General features: G+C 37.4%; 22 protein-coding genes. 2 read left to right on the top strand and 20 right to left on the bottom strand.

The features are described from left to right. Positions 1-10: 10 nt before the first annotated feature. The 18 genes from ACESM9_RS05115 to ACESM9_RS05030 all read right to left on the bottom strand — a co-directional run bounded on the left by ACESM9_RS05115 (position 11) and on the right by ACESM9_RS05030 (position 14,991). On the bottom strand, positions 11-559 hold the full coding sequence (locus ACESM9_RS05115; RefSeq protein WP_372995956.1) for a BMC domain-containing protein: 549 nt from the start codon (positions 557-559) through the stop codon (positions 11-13). Next, entirely contained in the window at positions 553-1,902 is a 1,350-nt protein-coding gene (locus ACESM9_RS05110; RefSeq protein ID WP_372995954.1) for a 4Fe-4S dicluster domain-containing protein, read from the bottom strand. The genes ACESM9_RS05115 and ACESM9_RS05110 overlap by 7 nt, the downstream gene beginning before the upstream one ends. Before the next feature lie 16 nt (positions 1,903-1,918). Beyond that, complete coding sequence (locus ACESM9_RS05105) at positions 1,919-2,200, bottom strand: EutN/CcmL family microcompartment protein (protein ID WP_372995952.1); 282 nt, start codon at positions 2,198-2,200, stop codon at positions 1,919-1,921. Positions 2,201-2,226: 26 nt separating this feature from the next. Beyond that, positions 2,227-2,898 (bottom strand): hypothetical protein, encoded by a 672-nt coding sequence (locus ACESM9_RS05100; protein ID WP_372995950.1) that lies wholly within the window; start codon positions 2,896-2,898, stop codon positions 2,227-2,229. 43 nt (positions 2,899-2,941) lie between these two features. Next, the gene (eutJ, locus tag ACESM9_RS05095; RefSeq protein WP_372995948.1) at positions 2,942-3,766 is read right to left on the bottom strand and encodes an ethanolamine utilization protein EutJ; all 825 of its coding nucleotides are present in this window, start codon (positions 3,764-3,766) and stop codon (positions 2,942-2,944) included. After that, complete coding sequence (gene pduL, locus ACESM9_RS05090; protein WP_372995946.1) at positions 3,744-4,400, bottom strand: phosphate propanoyltransferase; 657 nt, start codon at positions 4,398-4,400, stop codon at positions 3,744-3,746. The genes eutJ and pduL overlap by 23 nt, the downstream gene beginning before the upstream one ends. A 4-nt stretch (positions 4,401-4,404) precedes the next feature. Continuing rightward, positions 4,405-5,166 (bottom strand): cobalamin adenosyltransferase, encoded by a 762-nt coding sequence (locus tag ACESM9_RS05085; protein WP_372995944.1) that lies wholly within the window; start codon positions 5,164-5,166, stop codon positions 4,405-4,407. Positions 5,167-5,249: 83 nt separating this feature from the next. Next, positions 5,250-5,534, bottom strand: a complete 285-nt coding sequence (locus tag ACESM9_RS05080; protein WP_372995942.1) for a BMC domain-containing protein — start codon at positions 5,532-5,534, stop codon at positions 5,250-5,252. Between the two features lie 21 nt (positions 5,535-5,555). Then, complete coding sequence (locus ACESM9_RS05075) at positions 5,556-6,992, bottom strand: acetaldehyde dehydrogenase (acetylating) (protein WP_372995940.1); 1,437 nt, start codon at positions 6,990-6,992, stop codon at positions 5,556-5,558. Next, on the bottom strand, positions 6,979-7,578 hold the full coding sequence (locus ACESM9_RS05070; RefSeq protein ID WP_372995938.1) for a BMC domain-containing protein: 600 nt from the start codon (positions 7,576-7,578) through the stop codon (positions 6,979-6,981). The genes ACESM9_RS05075 and ACESM9_RS05070 overlap by 14 nt, the downstream gene beginning before the upstream one ends. Positions 7,579-7,592: 14 nt before the next feature. Next, positions 7,593-8,246 (bottom strand): ethanolamine utilization microcompartment protein EutL, encoded by a 654-nt coding sequence (gene eutL, locus ACESM9_RS05065; RefSeq protein ID WP_372995936.1) that lies wholly within the window; start codon positions 8,244-8,246, stop codon positions 7,593-7,595. A gap of 32 nt (positions 8,247-8,278) precedes the next feature. Further along, on the bottom strand, positions 8,279-9,172 hold the full coding sequence (gene eutC / locus ACESM9_RS05060; RefSeq protein WP_372995934.1) for an ethanolamine ammonia-lyase subunit EutC: 894 nt from the start codon (positions 9,170-9,172) through the stop codon (positions 8,279-8,281). A gap of 18 nt (positions 9,173-9,190) precedes the next feature. Further along, positions 9,191-10,555, bottom strand: a complete 1,365-nt coding sequence (locus tag ACESM9_RS05055) for an ethanolamine ammonia-lyase subunit EutB (protein ID WP_372995932.1) — start codon at positions 10,553-10,555, stop codon at positions 9,191-9,193. Positions 10,556-10,570: 15 nt separating this feature from the next. Continuing rightward, on the bottom strand, positions 10,571-12,004 hold the full coding sequence (eutA, locus tag ACESM9_RS05050; RefSeq protein WP_372995930.1) for an ethanolamine ammonia-lyase reactivating factor EutA: 1,434 nt from the start codon (positions 12,002-12,004) through the stop codon (positions 10,571-10,573). Positions 12,005-12,119: 115 nt separating this feature from the next. After that, entirely contained in the window at positions 12,120-13,547 is a 1,428-nt protein-coding gene (locus tag ACESM9_RS05045) for a sensor histidine kinase (RefSeq protein WP_372995928.1), read from the bottom strand. A 3-nt stretch (positions 13,548-13,550) separates the two neighbouring features. After that, complete coding sequence (locus ACESM9_RS05040) at positions 13,551-14,129, bottom strand: ANTAR domain-containing response regulator (protein WP_372995926.1); 579 nt, start codon at positions 14,127-14,129, stop codon at positions 13,551-13,553. Between the two features lie 85 nt (positions 14,130-14,214). Then, positions 14,215-14,646: a EutP/PduV family microcompartment system protein gene (locus ACESM9_RS05035; RefSeq protein WP_372995924.1), complete on the bottom strand. Its 432-nt coding sequence runs from the start codon at positions 14,644-14,646 to the stop codon at positions 14,215-14,217. 9 nt (positions 14,647-14,655) lie between these two features. Continuing rightward, positions 14,656-14,991 carry a BMC domain-containing protein gene (locus ACESM9_RS05030; RefSeq protein WP_372995922.1) on the bottom strand — a complete coding sequence of 112 codons (336 nt, stop codon included), beginning with the start codon at positions 14,989-14,991 and terminating at the stop codon, positions 14,656-14,658. 336 nt (positions 14,992-15,327) lie between these two features. On the opposite strand from ACESM9_RS05030, the gene ACESM9_RS05025 reads away from it, so the two are divergent. Both ACESM9_RS05025 and ACESM9_RS05020 read left to right on the top strand, forming a co-directional pair. Further along, the gene (locus tag ACESM9_RS05025; protein WP_372995920.1) at positions 15,328-16,038 is read left to right on the top strand and encodes a hypothetical protein; all 711 of its coding nucleotides are present in this window, start codon (positions 15,328-15,330) and stop codon (positions 16,036-16,038) included. Between the two features lie 39 nt (positions 16,039-16,077). Next, the gene (locus tag ACESM9_RS05020; RefSeq protein ID WP_372995918.1) at positions 16,078-16,290 is read left to right on the top strand and encodes a hypothetical protein; all 213 of its coding nucleotides are present in this window, start codon (positions 16,078-16,080) and stop codon (positions 16,288-16,290) included. Between the two features lie 192 nt (positions 16,291-16,482). Here ACESM9_RS05020 and ACESM9_RS05015 read toward each other — a convergent pair whose 3' ends face one another. Continuing rightward, positions 16,483-16,656 carry a DUF1540 domain-containing protein gene (locus ACESM9_RS05015; RefSeq protein WP_372995992.1) on the bottom strand — a complete coding sequence of 58 codons (174 nt, stop codon included), beginning with the start codon at positions 16,654-16,656 and terminating at the stop codon, positions 16,483-16,485. 75 nt (positions 16,657-16,731) lie between these two features. Continuing rightward, positions 16,732-16,896: a DNA/RNA nuclease SfsA gene (locus tag ACESM9_RS05010; RefSeq protein ID WP_372995990.1), complete on the bottom strand. Its 165-nt coding sequence runs from the start codon at positions 16,894-16,896 to the stop codon at positions 16,732-16,734. Positions 16,897-16,899: the final 3 nt, after the last annotated feature.

Below are 16,899 nucleotides of genomic sequence, written 5' to 3'. Positions count from 1 at the left end.
TTTACAGATTTTATAGTAGACTTATAAACAACTCTTGTGATGGATTTGAAATAACTGCCTTGTTTATCAAGGTCCCTTCCTCTACAAACTCAATAATCGCAGATTCAACTGCTTCAGTAACCGCACTTACATCACCTGACAATACCACAAAGGATTTACCGCCAATGCTTATACCAAGCCTTATATCAATCAGTTGTATTTGGGCGGCTTTTGATGCTTTGTCAGCAGCTTTTACCGAGGATGCAATATTAAAAAACTCCATTACACCTATTGCGTTTACTTTCTCTATCGGATTAGCGCCGTTAAAAGCATTTAACACCTGGGGATTTACATTGGGAATAATGAAATTTTCTACTGCAAATTGACCTGCCTTTTCCAGTCCTGCTTCTATTGAAGATTTTACAGCACCAACATCACCAGCTATCATTATTATAAATTTCCCAGGGCATACAGGCTTTGAAAACACAAGTTCAACTTCTCCGGATTTTATCATAACATCAGCAGTTTCAACCGCTCTTGCAATGCTATTGAGTTCTATCATCCCTATTGATTTCAGCATGACATCACCCCACTGCTTTTATTCTCTATTACTATGGAGTCATTGATTTCTACAACAATTCCATCAATACTTCCATGAACATTGGCTCCTATATCCTCATAGTTTACTGAAGCAATTTGCTGTCCTGCTGCAACTCTATCTCCTACTTTTACTATTGGAACTGCAGGCTTTCCTACATGCTGCTTAAGTGGAACTGAAACCTTGCGAGGATTAATAACTTTTAATTCTAAAGGCTTTTTAACTTCATACTTATCCATGTTTATTCTTGAAAGCATTCTCTCTATTGGGACTTTTCTATACTCCCGTAGTGTTGACTCTTTTAACCCGCTTCCGTTATCCCGAAATCTTACTCCTTTCTCACGGAGAATTCTTTTGACATATACATTTACCAGCCTCGGAGATATTCCCATGGGGCAAGCATATAATTCGCAAATACCACATTCACAACATATGAGTGAATCAATAAAACCTTCATCTATGTCTTCGCTGTACCCTATCTTTCGCATTATCTTATGAGGCCTCAATGGATGGCCTATCAAGTATCTGGGACACATTTCGGTACAGTAACTGCATTGTATGCATGATGATTTTGTCTGGTTTACCATATGTTGCAGCTTGATAGTATTTTTTCTTACAAGATAGTGGTCTGAAGGAATAACTATTACTCCCCCATCGGTTTTTGTTATGGTTCTTGACTCAGTTTCTTCAGAGGTAATAATCTTCCCCATCACAGGGCCTCCGAGAATAACGCTGAATTCCTTTAACTTGCTTCCACCTGCTGCATCAATGCATTCTTTTATTGCTATTCCTATTGGTATGTCAAGAAGAATCGGGTTATTAACTTCTCCCATAACTGATACTAGCCGTCTTATTACAGGTTTATCTTTCATTGCGTAGTGGATATTAAGCAAAGTACCTACATTACTTACTACAACTCCTACTTGAAGTGGTATTCCCCCAGGAGGGACAGTCCGGCCAGTAACTTCATAAACCAATATTTGCTCATCTCCAGCGGGATAAATGCTGTCCATGTAGAAAAAATCAATATCCATATTCAGTTTTTGAGAAGCTTTAATCAGGCTGTCTATTTCTTCTTTGTACTTTCTTTTGAGAGCGAATACTATTTTTCGAGCCTCGACTATCTCTGCTGTTATTTTAATACCTTTCAGCAGTTCTTCTGGTTTTTCTCTCATGATGTATTTGTCATTTTGAAGCAATGGCTCACATTCAGCACCATTGATTATCAAATACTCAACCTTTACATCAAGCTTTTTATGTGTTGGAAAACCTGCTCCTCCTGCACCTACTATTCCTGCATTATAGATTTTTATTAATTCTTCCATCTCATCACCTCATAGCCTAATCCAAGTAGGTCTTCTCAACCTCTACCATGTCAATTATCCCAACTATTGAAGCGTCAACAGGAATATCTCCTTTTCCCATAACTTTTCTTGCTGAACTTCCTTTCGTTACAATAACCGTCTCTCCTACACCTGCTCCTACCACATCTATTGCTATAAATGCAGGAGCATTGCTTTCCTTGCCATAATCTAAGGGTTTTACCACTAGAAACTTAAGTCCGTTAAGAGTTTCTTCCTTTCTTGTTGCCCAAATGTTGCCTATTACTTTTCCCATTATCATATGCCTATCATCTCCTTTGTACAGGCTTATTCTTTAATCAAGCATATATTATTTATTTTAATATAGTCCTTAGCCAGAGGAGTGATAAGACTGTTTTTTCCTATCCTTACAGTCTTTTTCCCTTGCTGTATTACTTTTCTCAAATCTTGTTCGGTAATGAGCCTTTTACTCAATGTGCAGCATTCAGTTGATTGATGGACTTGCTGCTGGCTTGCTGTTTCATCTCGTACACTTATGTTCACTTCAGGAGCTTGAATATCATCTACTATTGACTGGGCTTTAAGAATTTTAACTCCATATTGGGCTATGGATTTTTCATAGCTTTCAAATTTTTCTTTTAAGCCCTTATCAATAGTGTCCTCATATCTTTTATATTCAATGCTGTCACTTTCAACATATACCTTTTTACCAGTAAGTCCAGCCCTTAATATGAGCTTGGATATGTTTGTTCCCGGAACCAGCAAAGATGATGTCACCAGTTGGAAATTGGACATACCTTGAATTATTATGAAATTATAGTCTTCAATATCCATATCCTCTGAATAATCACTATGGTATGCATAGCAAATAGCCGATTTTTTCAGTACTTCCTCCATAAATCCTCCAGGACCTATAAGCAATGTTTTTGGAGGATTAAGTTCAATTCTTTTTAATACTTCCTGCGCTATCTTTTCTACCAAAGCGCTAATATCATTCAAATTATCACCCCTTTTTTTAACATAGGTAGCGATTGTTTTAAAGTTATAATCCACAGCATAGTGCAATGCCTACAGGAGTAACAAGCAATGGATTGTATGGCTTAATAGTGTTGATCCCTGTTTCTCCTTTTATGATGTTTTCAATACCTGTGAGGCAGGATGTGCCTCCCACTAAATAGATATCCTTAACTCTATGTTCTTTAATATGTGTATTAACAATAGTGGCAATTTTTTGTACTACAGGCAATACCAATGGAGTAATTTCTTTATGTCTTGTTTTATCCCTTTTTATACATTCTGCCTTTTCAATTGGAATTCTATAGTTTCCTGCAATGACCAAAGACAGATGGGTTCCTCCCGTTGGCTCATCGGCTGTATATACCACATTTCCGTTTTCGAAGACTGATAATCCTGTAGTACCTCCTCCAATATCAACAACAATTCCGTCTTTGATGCATAACACTTTATTTGCAGCTGTAGGCTCATCTGCGATTGTGACTACTTCCATCCCAGCAGCTTCTACCACATATCGATGTGTATCGCTGTCCCTTTTGCTGGTTCCTGGTGGTACGGCAATAGCTGTCGTAAGAAGCTCCAATCCAAGCCTTTTTTCAACTTCAGTCTTCAATCTCCTTACTATTTTCACTGCTCCCGAATAATCTACAACAAGACCATCACGCACAACCTGAGCCGGCTCCATGGAACATGCAATAGGCTTATCCTCGCTGCTCAATACAGTTATTGAAATATGGGATGTTCCCAAATCTACACCTACTTTTAAAGTGTCATTTCTATCAAAATCTCTTATCTCAGCTAAGGTTTTTTCAACCTCCCTTATTAAGGAATCAGCCTTGTTCAAATATTCCATGGTAAACCTCCTGAGCATGTATAATTTCTCCCAAAACTCCTTCTGTAAAACCACAGGCATTAGCTTCATCATAGTCTATGTGCATTGCAAGTCTGCTACTTTCTACGATTCTCACTATTACATCCTCAAATATCAAAGGTCTCTGACTGTGCACTCGAATTTTTACAATCTGTTTATCCATGACACCAAATCTGATTCCATCATCTGGAGTCATGTGAATATGTCTTTTTGCTACTATGGTACTTTCTGGAGCCTCAATAATCTTACCATTATATCGTATAAATAAGGTCTCGGCACCTTCCAAATTTCCTGAGAGTCTCAAGGGAGCGTTGATCCCCAATGTCATGCAGTCTGTTTGTGATACTTCAATCTGAGTCTTTCTCCTTGCCGGTCCTAAAATTGCTACATTTTTTATAATGTCTTTAGGTCCTATCAAATCCACTCTTTCAGAGCATAAATACTGACCTGGCTGAGATAAATCTCTTGACTTTTTCAGCAAATACTCAGAACCAAAAAGAGTATCAACATGTTGAGAAGATAGATGAACATGACGAGCAGAGGCTTCTAAAGGGATATATCTAGCTTCTTCAATCTTTTTCAGCACTTTTTCTACTATAAGATCCAAACTATTCATCCTTTTATCTCTCCTCTTTATAGTATCCTGTTAATTGCCTCAACATCATAATGTATACACAACTGCTTAATCTGTTTAGAGCTTTTATTATATCCACTCTGCTAACACCATCTTCGGTTTTGAATGCTTTTATTGCTGCAATTTCCACTTCACGAATTAGACTTCTTATACTGTTCAGTAGAACTGCTAATTCTCCCATTTCCCATGAGGGAAGTATATGCTTTGTATTGAAATACTTCTGAGGATTATGGGACATTTCTCTTAATTCTTTCTCTCCCAAGTCTAGCACTTGAATATCTGCCAAAGGTTCATCCAGCACCTCAGCTCTCATAATGTTTCTACAAAGTATCAATACATCTTCCAAGTCTTTTACCAGTCCCATACTTTTCTGTTTTGAAGCTGATAATTGAACTTCCATTATCTTGCTTTGCAGGCTATCTAGTTTGCCTCTTAAGGCTATATGAGGATGATCTTTGAAAACCAGCTTGTTTCCATATAATTGAGTCATATATTCAGGCTTATCTGAAAAATAGCCTCCCATAACAGCATAATATTTTGGAGTAATGACTTCTTTGTCTTTCTGTCTTGGTGCAGATTCTTCTTCATACTTAGAAGGTTTTTCATCCCTTATGATCAATTGGATTTCTCTTTCTTTTAAATACTGTCTGGCTGAGGGTGTTATCTTAACATCTGGATCTACAAAATACTGACTGATTTTTTTATTCCTTAGCTCAGCTCTTAGAGAAGTTTCTGTTAGCACGCTCATACTTTCACACCCTTTTATGAATCAAATAAAGAAATGAAACACCTGGGCGGAGTGGAACTTCCGCCCCTTTGGTGTTTTATCTATTATCCTTCAAGTTTAGGCAATATGAATTCTACTTCACTATGAGGTCTTGGAATTACATGAACAGAAATAAGCTCTCCAACTCTTTCAGCGGCTGCAGCACCTGCATCTGTTGCAGCTTTAACAGCACCTACATCTCCTCTTACCATAACGCTTACAAGGCCACCGCCTACATGAACCTTTCCAATGAGAGTAACATTTGCAGCCTTTACCATGGCATCTGCTGCCTCAATTGCTCCTACCAAACCTTTAGTTTCAATCATTCCCAATGCATTTGTATTAGACATGTATAATCCTCCTTTTATATATTAATTTTTGTTATTCAATCTATTCAGTACCAGTTTCACGATTCTATCAATGTCTAAATCATTCTTTTTATTCCCCTTCAAATCCTCAGCCTCAAGTACACCATAGGCAACCCTTCTGATATTTATCAGATTGAGAGGTCCTACATTATCTGATGTGGCACTGCCTCCAACTGCACCGCATCCAAGGGTTAGTGATGGAAATAGATTGGTTGTAGCACCTATAGCGCCCTGAGAGGATGGTGTATTAATAAGCATTCGTGATACTGGCTTTTTTAGAGCAAATTCCCTTATAACATCTTCATCTTGCGAGTGTATTACAAGGGAGTGACCTAATCCACCATTATTTAATAGTTCAATGCATCTTTCACAGGCTTTATGCCAATCTTCTTCCGAGTAGAAAGCCAATATGGGTGATAGTTTTTCAAATGAGAATGGATAATCTCTGCCGACTCCTGCCTGTTCACAGATCAATACTCTTGTGCCAGCAGGTACTGTTATGCCTGCCATAGCGGCAATTTTCTCAGCCGATTGACCTACAATCTTTGGGTTAAGACGTCCATTAGGCTGTAGGACTAATTGAGCGAGCTTTTCCATATCATGCCCATAGACAAAGTATGCTCCCTGTCTTACAAGCTCTTTCTGAACTTCTTTTTTTATACAGTTTTCTGTAACTATAGCCTGTTCCGATGCGCATATGGTTCCATTATCAAAGGTTTTGCTATCCAATATTCTTTTCACTGCCTTTGGTATATCGGCACTTCTTTCAATAAAGGCAGGCACATTTCCCGGACCTACTCCTAAGGCAGGAGTGCCTGAACTATATGCCGCCTTGACCATAACAGATCCTCCTGTAGCAAGTATCATGGACGATAGCTTCATCAATTCTGCAGTACCTTCTGCAGTAGGCAGAGTCATGCAGCTTATTAAGCCTTCAGGTGCTCCCATTTTTTCAGCAACATCCTTCATTATGTTTACAGCTTCTAATATACAGTTTTTTGCTGAAGGATGAGGGCTTAGAATTATTGCATTTCCAGATTTTATGGCTATTAGTATCTTGAAAATAGCTGTAGAAGTAGGATTGGTAGAAGGTACCAGTCCGGCTATTACTCCTACTGGAGTTCCTATCTCCATCAACTTCTTCTCTTTATCATCAGCTATTACCCCAATGGTTTTTATATCTTTAATGCTTTCATACAAGGTCTTGCTGGCAAACTGATTTTTTATTACCTTATCCTCGTACTTCCCAAATCCTGTCTCCTTTACTGCCATATCTGCGAGGTATTCTGCATTTGAATAGCTGATTTCAGCCATACATCTTACTATTTCATCAATTTCAGCTTGTTCATAACTTGAAAATTCTATTTGTGCTGCTCTAGCCTTTTGAATCAGCATTCTGACTTCTTGAATGGATTTCAAATCCGAATCAATTATTTTCATCAGCAGTTCCCTCCTCATTCAATGCTTTCAGTATGGCTTCTATGAGTTCTTGTTTTTTGCCGAAGTTTATCTGGTTTTTATCTAAGGATATATTTTTCAAGGATCTGGCAACTACTCTTAGCTTAGCCACATTCATCTTGGTCAATTTATTCATGTCGAGGTTCAAATCAATCTCTTCTGATTTTTTAGTAACCTTTTTCTGATTTTCTTTTTTCGGTGCTTTTGGATTTTCAATATGCAGATTATTTTCAGCCTTGCTATCAGATTTATCCTTATGCAGTTTACCTTTATTTGCTGTGGCATCGGAGAAAATCAGCTTTTCCACATCTTCTGAAGGTCTTGGTATCACATGTGCTACAGCACTCATGCCCAGTTTTTCTACAGCGGTTTTGGCCGCATCGATTGCTGATTTCACTGCACCTACATCACCTGTAATCTGTATGTGCATGTACCCACCTTTTACCTTTTGTGAACCTACTAATCTAACATTGGCAGCCTTTAAACATTGATCTGCAGCTTCTATGTGGGCTATGAATCCGTATGTCTCCACCATACCCAGTGCAGTTTTATTATTATAACTTACCATATTGCATCACTAATTTAGTATTTAGTCGGATTATCAGCAACAAACTGAACAGCAGCAGCAAATGCATCACAAGCAGCTTTGCATGCAGACTGGCTGCCGGTCAATAATCCGCCTCCAAAGTTTGTTTCAGATGGCGGTCCGTAAAAGGCTGCCATTTTTACATCTGCAGATTTTAATGCTGCATCAAGAGCATACATAGCCTCCAAAGGTGGTGCTATCAGATATGCTATGGCTGCTCCTTCCTCTACACCTGCCACTTTTGACAGGTATGACCCTGTTCTGGATATGCAATGAGCATAATATGGTATGGAATTATCTTCATTGGCACTGTAGAAGCATGCATCGTTTTCTATAAAATCGATTGCAGCATTTAATCCACTTCTTACTTCAGCTGGGTTTGGGCCAGCTATAATTCCTATGAATTCTCCTGCAAGCTTTGTGCTAGCATTGGCAGAGCCTGCATAAAAGGATTTTGCATAAACGACTTCAACATCAGCCTTTTTTGTTGCTTCATCCAAAGCAGTATATGATACATCATCAATATCGGTAGTTATCATTCCTAAGCTTCTCTGATGGGGTTTAAGATTAAATTGCTCAGCCATGTCAGGATCTACATTGGATATAATCTTAACACTTAAAACTGTAGCCTTGATAGGATCATTTCTCATTTTCATCCCTCCTATTTAATACATGAACCTTTTTATATTTTTAGATCCAATCCGCTGGCCTTTTTGTCCAGCATCAATTTTATCAGATCTGCTATATGCGCTCCTGCTTCTACCGCCGGAGTACCTCCTTTATGAATGTTTGATACCACATTCCTCTTTGCTTCAGCCATTCCCACTTTGGCTTTATATGCTATGTAAGCGCTCATACTTTCCGCAGTTACAAGACCTGGTCTTTCACCTATCAGCACGCATGTTACATCTGCTCCTAAAACTTCTGATACATGATCCATTGCAGGTACTCTTCCATATTTTAGAAAGAATGGTGTGCCTACTGAAATACCATAATTTTTTAAGCCCTGTACTATAACAGGTAAGATTTCTGGAGCGTTTGCTTCTATTGCAGTGGAACTCAACCCATCAGAAACATATATTTGAACCTGTGGAGACTTAACGCATTTAGCCTTTATTGTTTCTACTGCTTCATCATCAAGTATTCTTCCTAGATCTGGACGAGTCAGATAATGATCTTTATCTACGCATTTTGTCTTAACAGAGAATAAATTCATCTTATTGATGACTTCTTCGGAAACATCAGTAAATACTGCATCCTGAGCAGCAGCATGATCCGCTCTGAATCTCAACATGGTTTCTGTTTTGTATCTAGGACCTGCTCTCCAAACCCCTATTCTGGCAGGAGTACTTTCTTTTAGCTTTAGTAAACCTTGAAGATTTTCTGGTTCAGGTACCAAAACCTGTTCCTTCAGGTCTATTTTTGTAATATCCTGAATATGCTCATTTATATCACCGTTTGATTCATCTATTCTGCAGCAATTATCATCCTTTATGAGCTCTTGTTTTGACCCGGAAACTCCCATCTCAGAAATAACCTGTTCTATGATTTTTTTCAATTCCATCTCAGATACCATTCACTTCACCCCTCTGAATTATTTTAAAAAGATCGATGCATCTCCGGCTCTCCTTGTTAACTGTCCATCCTTCCATATGCCCATGGATTCCATCCATGCCTCAAATTCCTTTGCAGGTCTCAGCTTAAGCAGTTGCCTTAATGAAGCTGCATCATGATATCCTGTGCACTGATAATTAAGCATTACATCATCACCATGAGGTATTCCCATAAAATAGTTGCAACCTGCTGTAGTTAAAAGTACCGCTAGATTTTCAATATCATTCTGATCTGCTTTCATGTGGTTTGTATAGCAGGCGTCAACCCCCATAGATATGCCTGTTAGCTTACCCATGAAGTGATCTTCAAGCCCTGCTCGAATAACTTCTTTACTGTTATACAAATATTCAGGTCCAATAAATCCAACAACTGTGTTTAACATAAACGGATTATATCTCTTTGCTAATCCATAGCATCTGGCTTCCATTGTAACCTGATCTGCTCCATGGTGAGCATCTGATGACAGTTCTGCTCCTTGACCTGTTTCAAAATACATAACATTGGGTCCTGTAGCTGTTCCATGCTTTGTTATTAAATCATGGGCTTCGTCAAGAAGTGCCACGGATATACCAAAAGCCTCGTTTCCCTTTTGAGAGCCTGCTATGCTCTGGAAGAAAAGATCACTAGGGGCTCCTTTCTTCACAGCTTCCATTTGTGTCGTCACATGAGCTAGAACACAGCTTTGGGTTGGTATTTTCCACTTTTCCTTGATTTCTGCAAACAAATTCAGAACTGCCATAACATTATCAACGGTGTCCTCTACCGGATTCAACCCAATTACTGCATCCCCTACTCCATAGCTAAGACCTTCATAAACAGATAGTTCCACACCTTTTATGTTATCTGTGGGATGGTTTGGCTGAAGCCTAAAGGACATTGTGCCTGGCAAGCCTATTGTAGTATTGCAATGAGCAGTTACTCTGATTTTACTTGCCCCATATATGAGATCTAAATTGCTCATTAGTTTAGCAACTGCAGCTACCATCTCACTGGTCAACCCGCGACTTATTCTCCTTATATCCTGAGATGTAGTTTCATTTGATAGTATCCATTCTCTTAATTCGGATACAGACCAATTTTTAATCTGGTTGTATATGCTTTCATTTACCGCATCCTGAATCACTCTTGTAACTTCATCCTCTTTATATGGGACTACAGGATTGTTTCTCAAGTCTGAAAGTGTAAGATTGCTCAGCACTTCTTTTGCTGCAATTCTCTCTGCCATGGTTTCTGCACATACTCCTGCCAATCTATCCCCAGATCTTTCTTCATTGGCTTTGCCTAATACTTCTTTAACATCCTTAAACTGATAGACCTGTCCGAAAAGCTTTGTTTTTAGTCTCATCTAATCACCTCTTTGCTAAAAATTAAAAATCAGGGTTTTGATAACAACGGGTACAACTCTCCCATCTCCTAAAGGATTACCTATGTCAATATAATCTCCATTGTCAACACTGATACCGTCAATGCAAATTATGTCCTTACTACCATTAAGCATCGAATACAGGGTTTGCCCAAGAGCTTTTGCCATGTCATTTTCAACGACTACAATCAAATGCTCCTGAGTCTTCAAATAATCTCCTATGCCTTTGATTATGCTGTCTGCTGTTTTTATGAGTTGGAAATATTTAGGATTTTTCACCCCCTTTAAAGCTAGTGCCACTTGCTGATTCTCCGATTGAAAATTGTATATATCCATTTTGCTACCTATGCTTTCAGCAAGCTTGTCTGGACCTTGAGATTCATCTTCATAGGAAATCTTCAATATTGGTATGTTTTTTAATGGAAAACACTTGCTTGTATATGTAATTGTGCTGCCGCTTATCTCAACTGTATGAGCCCCGGCCCCTACAACTGTAGCTCTTATGGTTTCATTGAGCCTTCTCATCTTTATCCTTTTGGGAATCAGTGACGCGCTAATGGCTTTTCCAAGCAATATCCCTATATCATTGAATCTAAAGACATTATCCTTAGTAGGCTCATATATATAATCTGCTACACCTCCTGAGAAGGTGACGTAGTCAATGGTATAGTTCCTTTTCAAGTCCCTTCCCGTTAACATCAATTCCAATGATTCTGACTTTGGAGCCAATCCTAATATTTCTTCCAATACCCTGCTCATCTCCATGCATATTGCTTCAGCCTTATTCAAAGTTAAAGAATCATGCTTCATCAGGTTTATACCTGCATTCTGTGCCAAGCTTTTTATTTTTGGTGATATGTATTCGATTTCTGTATTATCATCCTTTAGTCTTATCAACCTTCCTCCTATGTCAAGGCAAGCTGTATCTATTACTTCACCATTCTTAAAAACAGCTATATTTGTTGTACCTCCCCCTATATCCAGGTTGACGGCCACACATCCTTCCTCTTTTGAAAAGCTCTCTGTACCTGCACCTTTCCCAGCAATTATGGCTTCTAAATCCGGACCTGCTGTGGCTACCACAAACTCTCCTGCAAGTCCCGACAGGCTTTCGAGGACCAATGAAGCGTTCTCTTTTCTTGCTGTTTCTCCTGTTATTATCACTGCGCCAGTACTGATATCTTCTGGAGAAAAACCGACTTTTTTATATTCATCCTCAATTATTTCCCTTACTTTTTGCCCGTCTATGGTTTCCTGATCAATAAGAGGAGTAAAATATATATCGCTTTTATAGATGACTTCTTTGTCTTTAATCTCTATTCTGGGCACGGAAAACTCTGAAGCAGTATTCTCAATCAAAATGCTACTGAATACCAGTTGAGTAGTTGATGTTCCGATATCAATACCAACGCTTAATATAGATTCTTTCAATTTTTTTCCTCCTTTGAACGAAACTCCATCCTGTCTTGAAGCAAAAGGAGCCAAATGGATATGTTTCATATCCCTTTGGCTCCTTCGCCTTTTCCTAGAGTACTTCAGTGTACTCCTATTCAGTTTTAAAATCAAACTCTATTCTTGTACCAAGCGATGAAGAATCAATATTAAGATTTCCATTCAATTTATCCTTTACAATGCTCTTAACAATGTTCAGTCCTAAGCTGCCAGGTTTATTTGTTTCCACATTAAACCCCACTCCATCATCAACTATAGAAACATTTGAATACATTATTCCTTTTTGAATATTAACGGTTATTTCTCCATTATCCCGTCCAATGAATGCATATTGAAGTGAGTTTTGTAATAGTTCATTAACTACCAAAGCAATTGATGTTGCTTTGTCAGAATCTAGCATTATGGTGTCCCCTTTTACTTCAAGTCTTATATCCTTATTAGGTACGGTTCCGTATCGGAGAATATATTCTTTTAATTTTTGTATAATAGTCTTTATATCAACATCATCAACACCATTCTGAGCAAGTATTTCATGGGTGACGGCTATGCTTAATATCCTGTTTATGCTTTCACTGAAATATTTTTTTGCCTGCTCATTGTCTATTCTCCTGGACTGAAGCCTTAAAATACTTGCTATTGTCTGAAGGTTGTTTTTTACTCTGTGATGTATTTCTCTTATAGCAAAGGATTTAAGGATTAATTCCTTTTCCTTCTCTTTTACTTCTGTAATATCTTTAATAAGCATAGTAAGTCCCTTTATTTTATCTTTACTGTTTGTAACTGCATATTTAACCTGCAGCGCCAATTTGCCTACATTTATATCAAATATATTGCAGCTTCTGTCTGATACGGCAGAGTCAAATGTACTGCCGTCCAATACCAAATTGTTAAAATGCATTCCGATTATATCATCTTTGTAACCTAGCTTTTTATACAACTCGTTTGCAACAGGATTTGCATATGTTGCAATGCCTTTTTCATCAAAAATTACGATAGCGTCATTTAAATGATTTGTTATGCTGTTTTCCACATCTGCTTCCTTGAAGGAAAGCAATGTCTCTGCCAATTGTTGAGCAGTCTCTGATAGTATCTCCATATGTCTGTTATGATTAAGATCTTCTGTGATGTCTTGCTCCATTATGAGAACAGCAATGGTTTTTCCTTCGTTATTCTTTATGGGAACCACATTTTGCTTAACAGTTGCATTTTCCTGAGTAATAGCTTTTAAATCTCTTGTGACCATTCCTGTTTCTAGTGTTCTAAGTGCTGCGGGTTCGTTTTCTCTAAGTGCCAGTTCTCCCACTACTGTATACTTGTACATAGACGGATACATTGATGGCTTTGCTTCAGCTACCACAATGGCCACATTAGGATCTCTGGTCAGGCAGTCAATGAAAACATCGGCTTTTACCAAATCAGCAATAATAGGCAGGATATCCGCTATCTTTTCCAATTTTTCTATATCATCATGATTAAGGTCCGTATGTATCTCACATATTTCTCTCAATTTTCTCCTTTTCATGATTTATAAAGCTTCCCTTTCATTTATTAGTATTGTCTCAGCAATCTGTTTCATGGGACAGCGCTTATCCATGCTTAGTTTCCTTATATGCCTGTAAGCTTCCTCTTCATTAAAACCGTATTTTTTCATCATCAACCCTTTAGCTATTTCAATTACCTTTCTATTTTCCAGGTTTTCTTTCATTTTGTTGTAATCCTGCTTTATCTTTTTTAGCTCTTCTCCCTTTGCGATAGCTATCTCTATGGTGGTCATCAATGTTTTCTCATCCACTGGCTTTACCAGATAACCCATAACCCCTGCTTCTTTAGCTTGTTCAACAAACTCATTTCCGCTGTATGCTGATAACAATATAACAGATACAGCAAGGTTTTCATTTATTATGACTTTTGCAGCCTTTATACCGTCAAGAAAAGGCATTTTTACATCCATTAGCACTAAATCAGGTTTACTTTTTCTGCACATCTCAACCGCATCAAATCCGTCTGAAGCTTCTCCTGCAATGATATAACCGTTTTCTTTCAGTATCTCGCATAAATCCATCCTAGTAATAGGCTCATCATCGGCTATTACTATTCTTTTCATTGTGTAACCTCCTTTGCACAACGGCTCAACTTTGCTTCTTTGCATAGTAAACATTTTGTCCTCCTTATGATTATATATATGCAATCTAAGATAAATATTCCAAAAACTTTCTTAAATCGTCCAATCCTTCTTCTGAATAAGAACTTACTTTATATATACATTTTGCACCAGCATTTAGCAAGCACTTTATCACTTTTTCCATGTGCCTTGTTTCAATATCTATTTTCGTAACAACGCCTATAGCAGGCTTATTAAACATATTTGCAAAACCTGGAGGAAAAAAGCAATCTGTATCATATGCGGCTTGAAGCAATAATATTGCATCTGATTCCATCGACGAAACAAGAAGTGCTTTATAATAATTCCTATTTTGAAGGTATTCTCCCGGTGTGTCTATTATTGTATTATAATACTCAATTGATTGTGTTTTTTTATATTCCGAAGACTGGTTTAAAAGTTTTTGGGTCAAAGTGGTTTTTCCTGAACCACTTTTGCCTATCAAAATAATCTTTTTCATTCATATCTCCTAAGATTTGGTTATATTGGCAGTACTAAAAGAAAGGAGTCCTTCAAACTGTTCAACTATTGTTTTCATGGCAGCTTCTATATCTGAAACATCGCCGGTAATTACTAAGGATCCACTAAATCTATCTAAAAAACCAATCTCCACAGCTGCTGACTTGGTGGCAATATCCGCAGCTATTATTGCTGCCTCGCTGGGTGTTATGGTAAGAATGCCCAAAGCTATCTGCTTATCTTCGTTGATTCCTAATTTTTTATAAAGTGAATGCTGAGGGCTGGCAATAATATGAGCAAGTGTAATCTGTTTACCAGGAACATATTCCTGTATGACTCTTTGCATGTACTCCACCCCACTTCTTAATCCCTTCTCTAAATAAACACAAAAGCCTCCAAAGCAAGACAAGGTCTTATTCAGGAAGCTTCATCGCTCTATATTGTACACCATTGTACAATAATATATTGAGTTGTCGGAATATTTAGGAATTTATTTCATTTTAATTGAATTCTAAAATAATGTCAATAATATAATTCAATAAATAAATATTAAAAAGACAAATTGGAAAAACCAGGCTGATTAAATCAGCATACATAAAACAAATGATTGTATTGCATTTCCACTCATGCTATACTTTGTTTAACAATAATTGCCTACAAATACTGTATTGGAGGATGCTATATGAATTTAATAGAATTTCTGAAAAAGCAAAACATCATAGAAGAAAAAAAAGCCGATAAATTTATTAAGATGCTGGAGCATTACTCTGAAAATGATGTGTTATATCCAGATGTGATTAAAGAGCTTGACCTTACACTAAATGAATATGAAAGATTATTCAATGAACTGGAAAGAAGAGATTATGTATCAACTATATACATCATACAATGCCCATATTGCAATGAACTTGGAAACTCCTATGTTGATGAGGATGATATACCTTTTATAGATCACTGCAGATTCTGCGAGGCTGAATTCAACCATCAGGAGAATCATATAACAGCCTACAGATTATACTTCAACTATGCTGAGGAAGTTGATGTAATTGAAGAGCTGAACATGAAAATTGCTGCTAATCAAGATAGAATAATGGAGATAACTGAGGAAATACATAACTTAGAAAATGCTCGTAAAACTCTTCAGCTTGAAAATATAAACTTCATAAACACAAAAAATGAATTGTTGAAAAATAAGAATGAGAGTAAAGCCTATTCAAAGATGGCAACTAGAGGTTCAAATGTAAAATTCCTGGGAAAATATTTAGATAATAAAAAGCTGGGCCTGAAATGCTTCAGATGCGGAGATGATATGGAGTTTTTCGATGTAAATGGCAAAGTAATGGGTGCCTGCCCCGGATGTGATACTGAAGTTGAAATCGAATTCGGCAAATAAGCTGCCATAAGGCAGCTTATTCACAGTGCTATTGATGAGATGTCAAAAAATGCTGCAGCAGATAGTTTTAAAGTTACGGTTACCACCGGTACTGCTTCAGGTACAATATTATATGAAAATACCATTAAGAAAAGCGATGGATTGGTAAAATTCGATATAGATATTACAGGGGTGAGTGAACCGCACATGACATTTAGTTGTGATGGATACGACACTCTCTATATTACTATGATAAATCCAGCATTTAAATAAGAAGATAATATATTTAAGCAAAAAAAATAATCCTTTTGGCGATAACCAAAAGGATTCAGTGTATGAAGCCATACTTATCGCAGGCCGTATGCATTGTAAAATTCTGTAAGCTGCCCTAAGGCAGCTTATTTTCTTATAATGCTTAGGAAAGTATAAGTTTCCTTGATATATACTTTCCGTTAATAGTATTTCTTATTTAGGAGCGAAAGTTGCGCAATCAGTTTCTTCTGTATTTTTAGCATTTCTTGGCTGTATTTCAATAGCCGAAGCAGTGCAATGATCATGTTGATCATGATATACACAAGTATTAACCACACATTTTACTCCCGGAAGGGGATTATGAGTATTGCTTACTCTGCCTTGCATCATATCTACCTCCAATGATTTTCTCAATAATATTATCTTGCTTTAAAAGCTATGTTATGCTGGAATTTCTTTACTTTATATTCCTATTACCTCAATAGGAGCAGATATGATTATCTCATCTTTCTTTACAATAGAGTCATAAGCTAAAACTTTAACACCTAAGGATGCAGACTTTCTCAACTCTTCTGCGAATTCCGGGTCCATGGAAAAGTTTGGTGAAAAAGCGTGAACTCCTTTCATTTG

Origin of the sequence: Lutispora sp., from assembly GCF_041687175.1 — a bacterium.
Lineage (GTDB): Bacteria > Bacillota > Clostridia > Lutisporales > Lutisporaceae > Lutispora.
The sequence above is the reverse complement of the archived record's forward strand: the minus strand, read 5'-3'. Positions and strand labels throughout refer to the sequence as shown.

Coding starts and splice junctions, on each gene's coding strand:
- ACESM9_RS05115 (WP_372995956.1), bottom strand. CDS start 559: ATGCTGAAATCAATAGGGATGATAGAACTCAATAGCATTGCAAGAGCG.
- ACESM9_RS05110 (WP_372995954.1), bottom strand. CDS start 1,902: ATGGAAGAATTAATAAAAATCTATAATGCAGGAATAGTAGGTGCAGGA.
- ACESM9_RS05105 (WP_372995952.1), bottom strand. CDS start 2,200: ATGATAATGGGAAAAGTAATAGGCAACATTTGGGCAACAAGAAAGGAA.
- eutJ (WP_372995948.1), bottom strand. CDS start 3,766: ATGGAATATTTGAACAAGGCTGATTCCTTAATAAGGGAGGTTGAAAAA.
- pduL (WP_372995946.1), bottom strand. CDS start 4,400: ATGAATAGTTTGGATCTTATAGTAGAAAAAGTGCTGAAAAAGATTGAA.
- ACESM9_RS05085 (WP_372995944.1), bottom strand. CDS start 5,166: ATGAGCGTGCTAACAGAAACTTCTCTAAGAGCTGAGCTAAGGAATAAA.
- ACESM9_RS05080 (WP_372995942.1), bottom strand. CDS start 5,534: ATGTCTAATACAAATGCATTGGGAATGATTGAAACTAAAGGTTTGGTA.
- ACESM9_RS05075 (WP_372995940.1), bottom strand. CDS start 6,992: ATGAAAATAATTGATTCGGATTTGAAATCCATTCAAGAAGTCAGAATG.
- ACESM9_RS05070 (WP_372995938.1), bottom strand. CDS start 7,578: ATGGTAAGTTATAATAATAAAACTGCACTGGGTATGGTGGAGACATAC.
- eutL (WP_372995936.1), bottom strand. CDS start 8,246: ATGAGAAATGATCCTATCAAGGCTACAGTTTTAAGTGTTAAGATTATA.
- eutC (WP_372995934.1), bottom strand. CDS start 9,172: ATGGTATCTGAGATGGAATTGAAAAAAATCATAGAACAGGTTATTTCT.
- ACESM9_RS05055 (WP_372995932.1), bottom strand. CDS start 10,555: ATGAGACTAAAAACAAAGCTTTTCGGACAGGTCTATCAGTTTAAGGAT.
- ACESM9_RS05045 (WP_372995928.1), bottom strand. CDS start 13,547: ATGAAAAGGAGAAAATTGAGAGAAATATGTGAGATACATACGGACCTT.
- ACESM9_RS05040 (WP_372995926.1), bottom strand. CDS start 14,129: ATGAAAAGAATAGTAATAGCCGATGATGAGCCTATTACTAGGATGGAT.
- ACESM9_RS05035 (WP_372995924.1), bottom strand. CDS start 14,646: ATGAAAAAGATTATTTTGATAGGCAAAAGTGGTTCAGGAAAAACCACT.
- ACESM9_RS05030 (WP_372995922.1), bottom strand. CDS start 14,991: ATGCAAAGAGTCATACAGGAATATGTTCCTGGTAAACAGATTACACTT.
- ACESM9_RS05025 (WP_372995920.1), top strand. CDS start 15,328: ATGAATTTAATAGAATTTCTGAAAAAGCAAAACATCATAGAAGAAAAA.
- ACESM9_RS05020 (WP_372995918.1), top strand. CDS start 16,078: ATGTCAAAAAATGCTGCAGCAGATAGTTTTAAAGTTACGGTTACCACC.
- ACESM9_RS05015 (WP_372995992.1), bottom strand. CDS start 16,656: ATGCAAGGCAGAGTAAGCAATACTCATAATCCCCTTCCGGGAGTAAAA.
- ACESM9_RS05010 (WP_372995990.1), bottom strand. CDS start 16,896: ATGAAAGGAGTTCACGCTTTTTCACCAAACTTTTCCATGGACCCGGAA.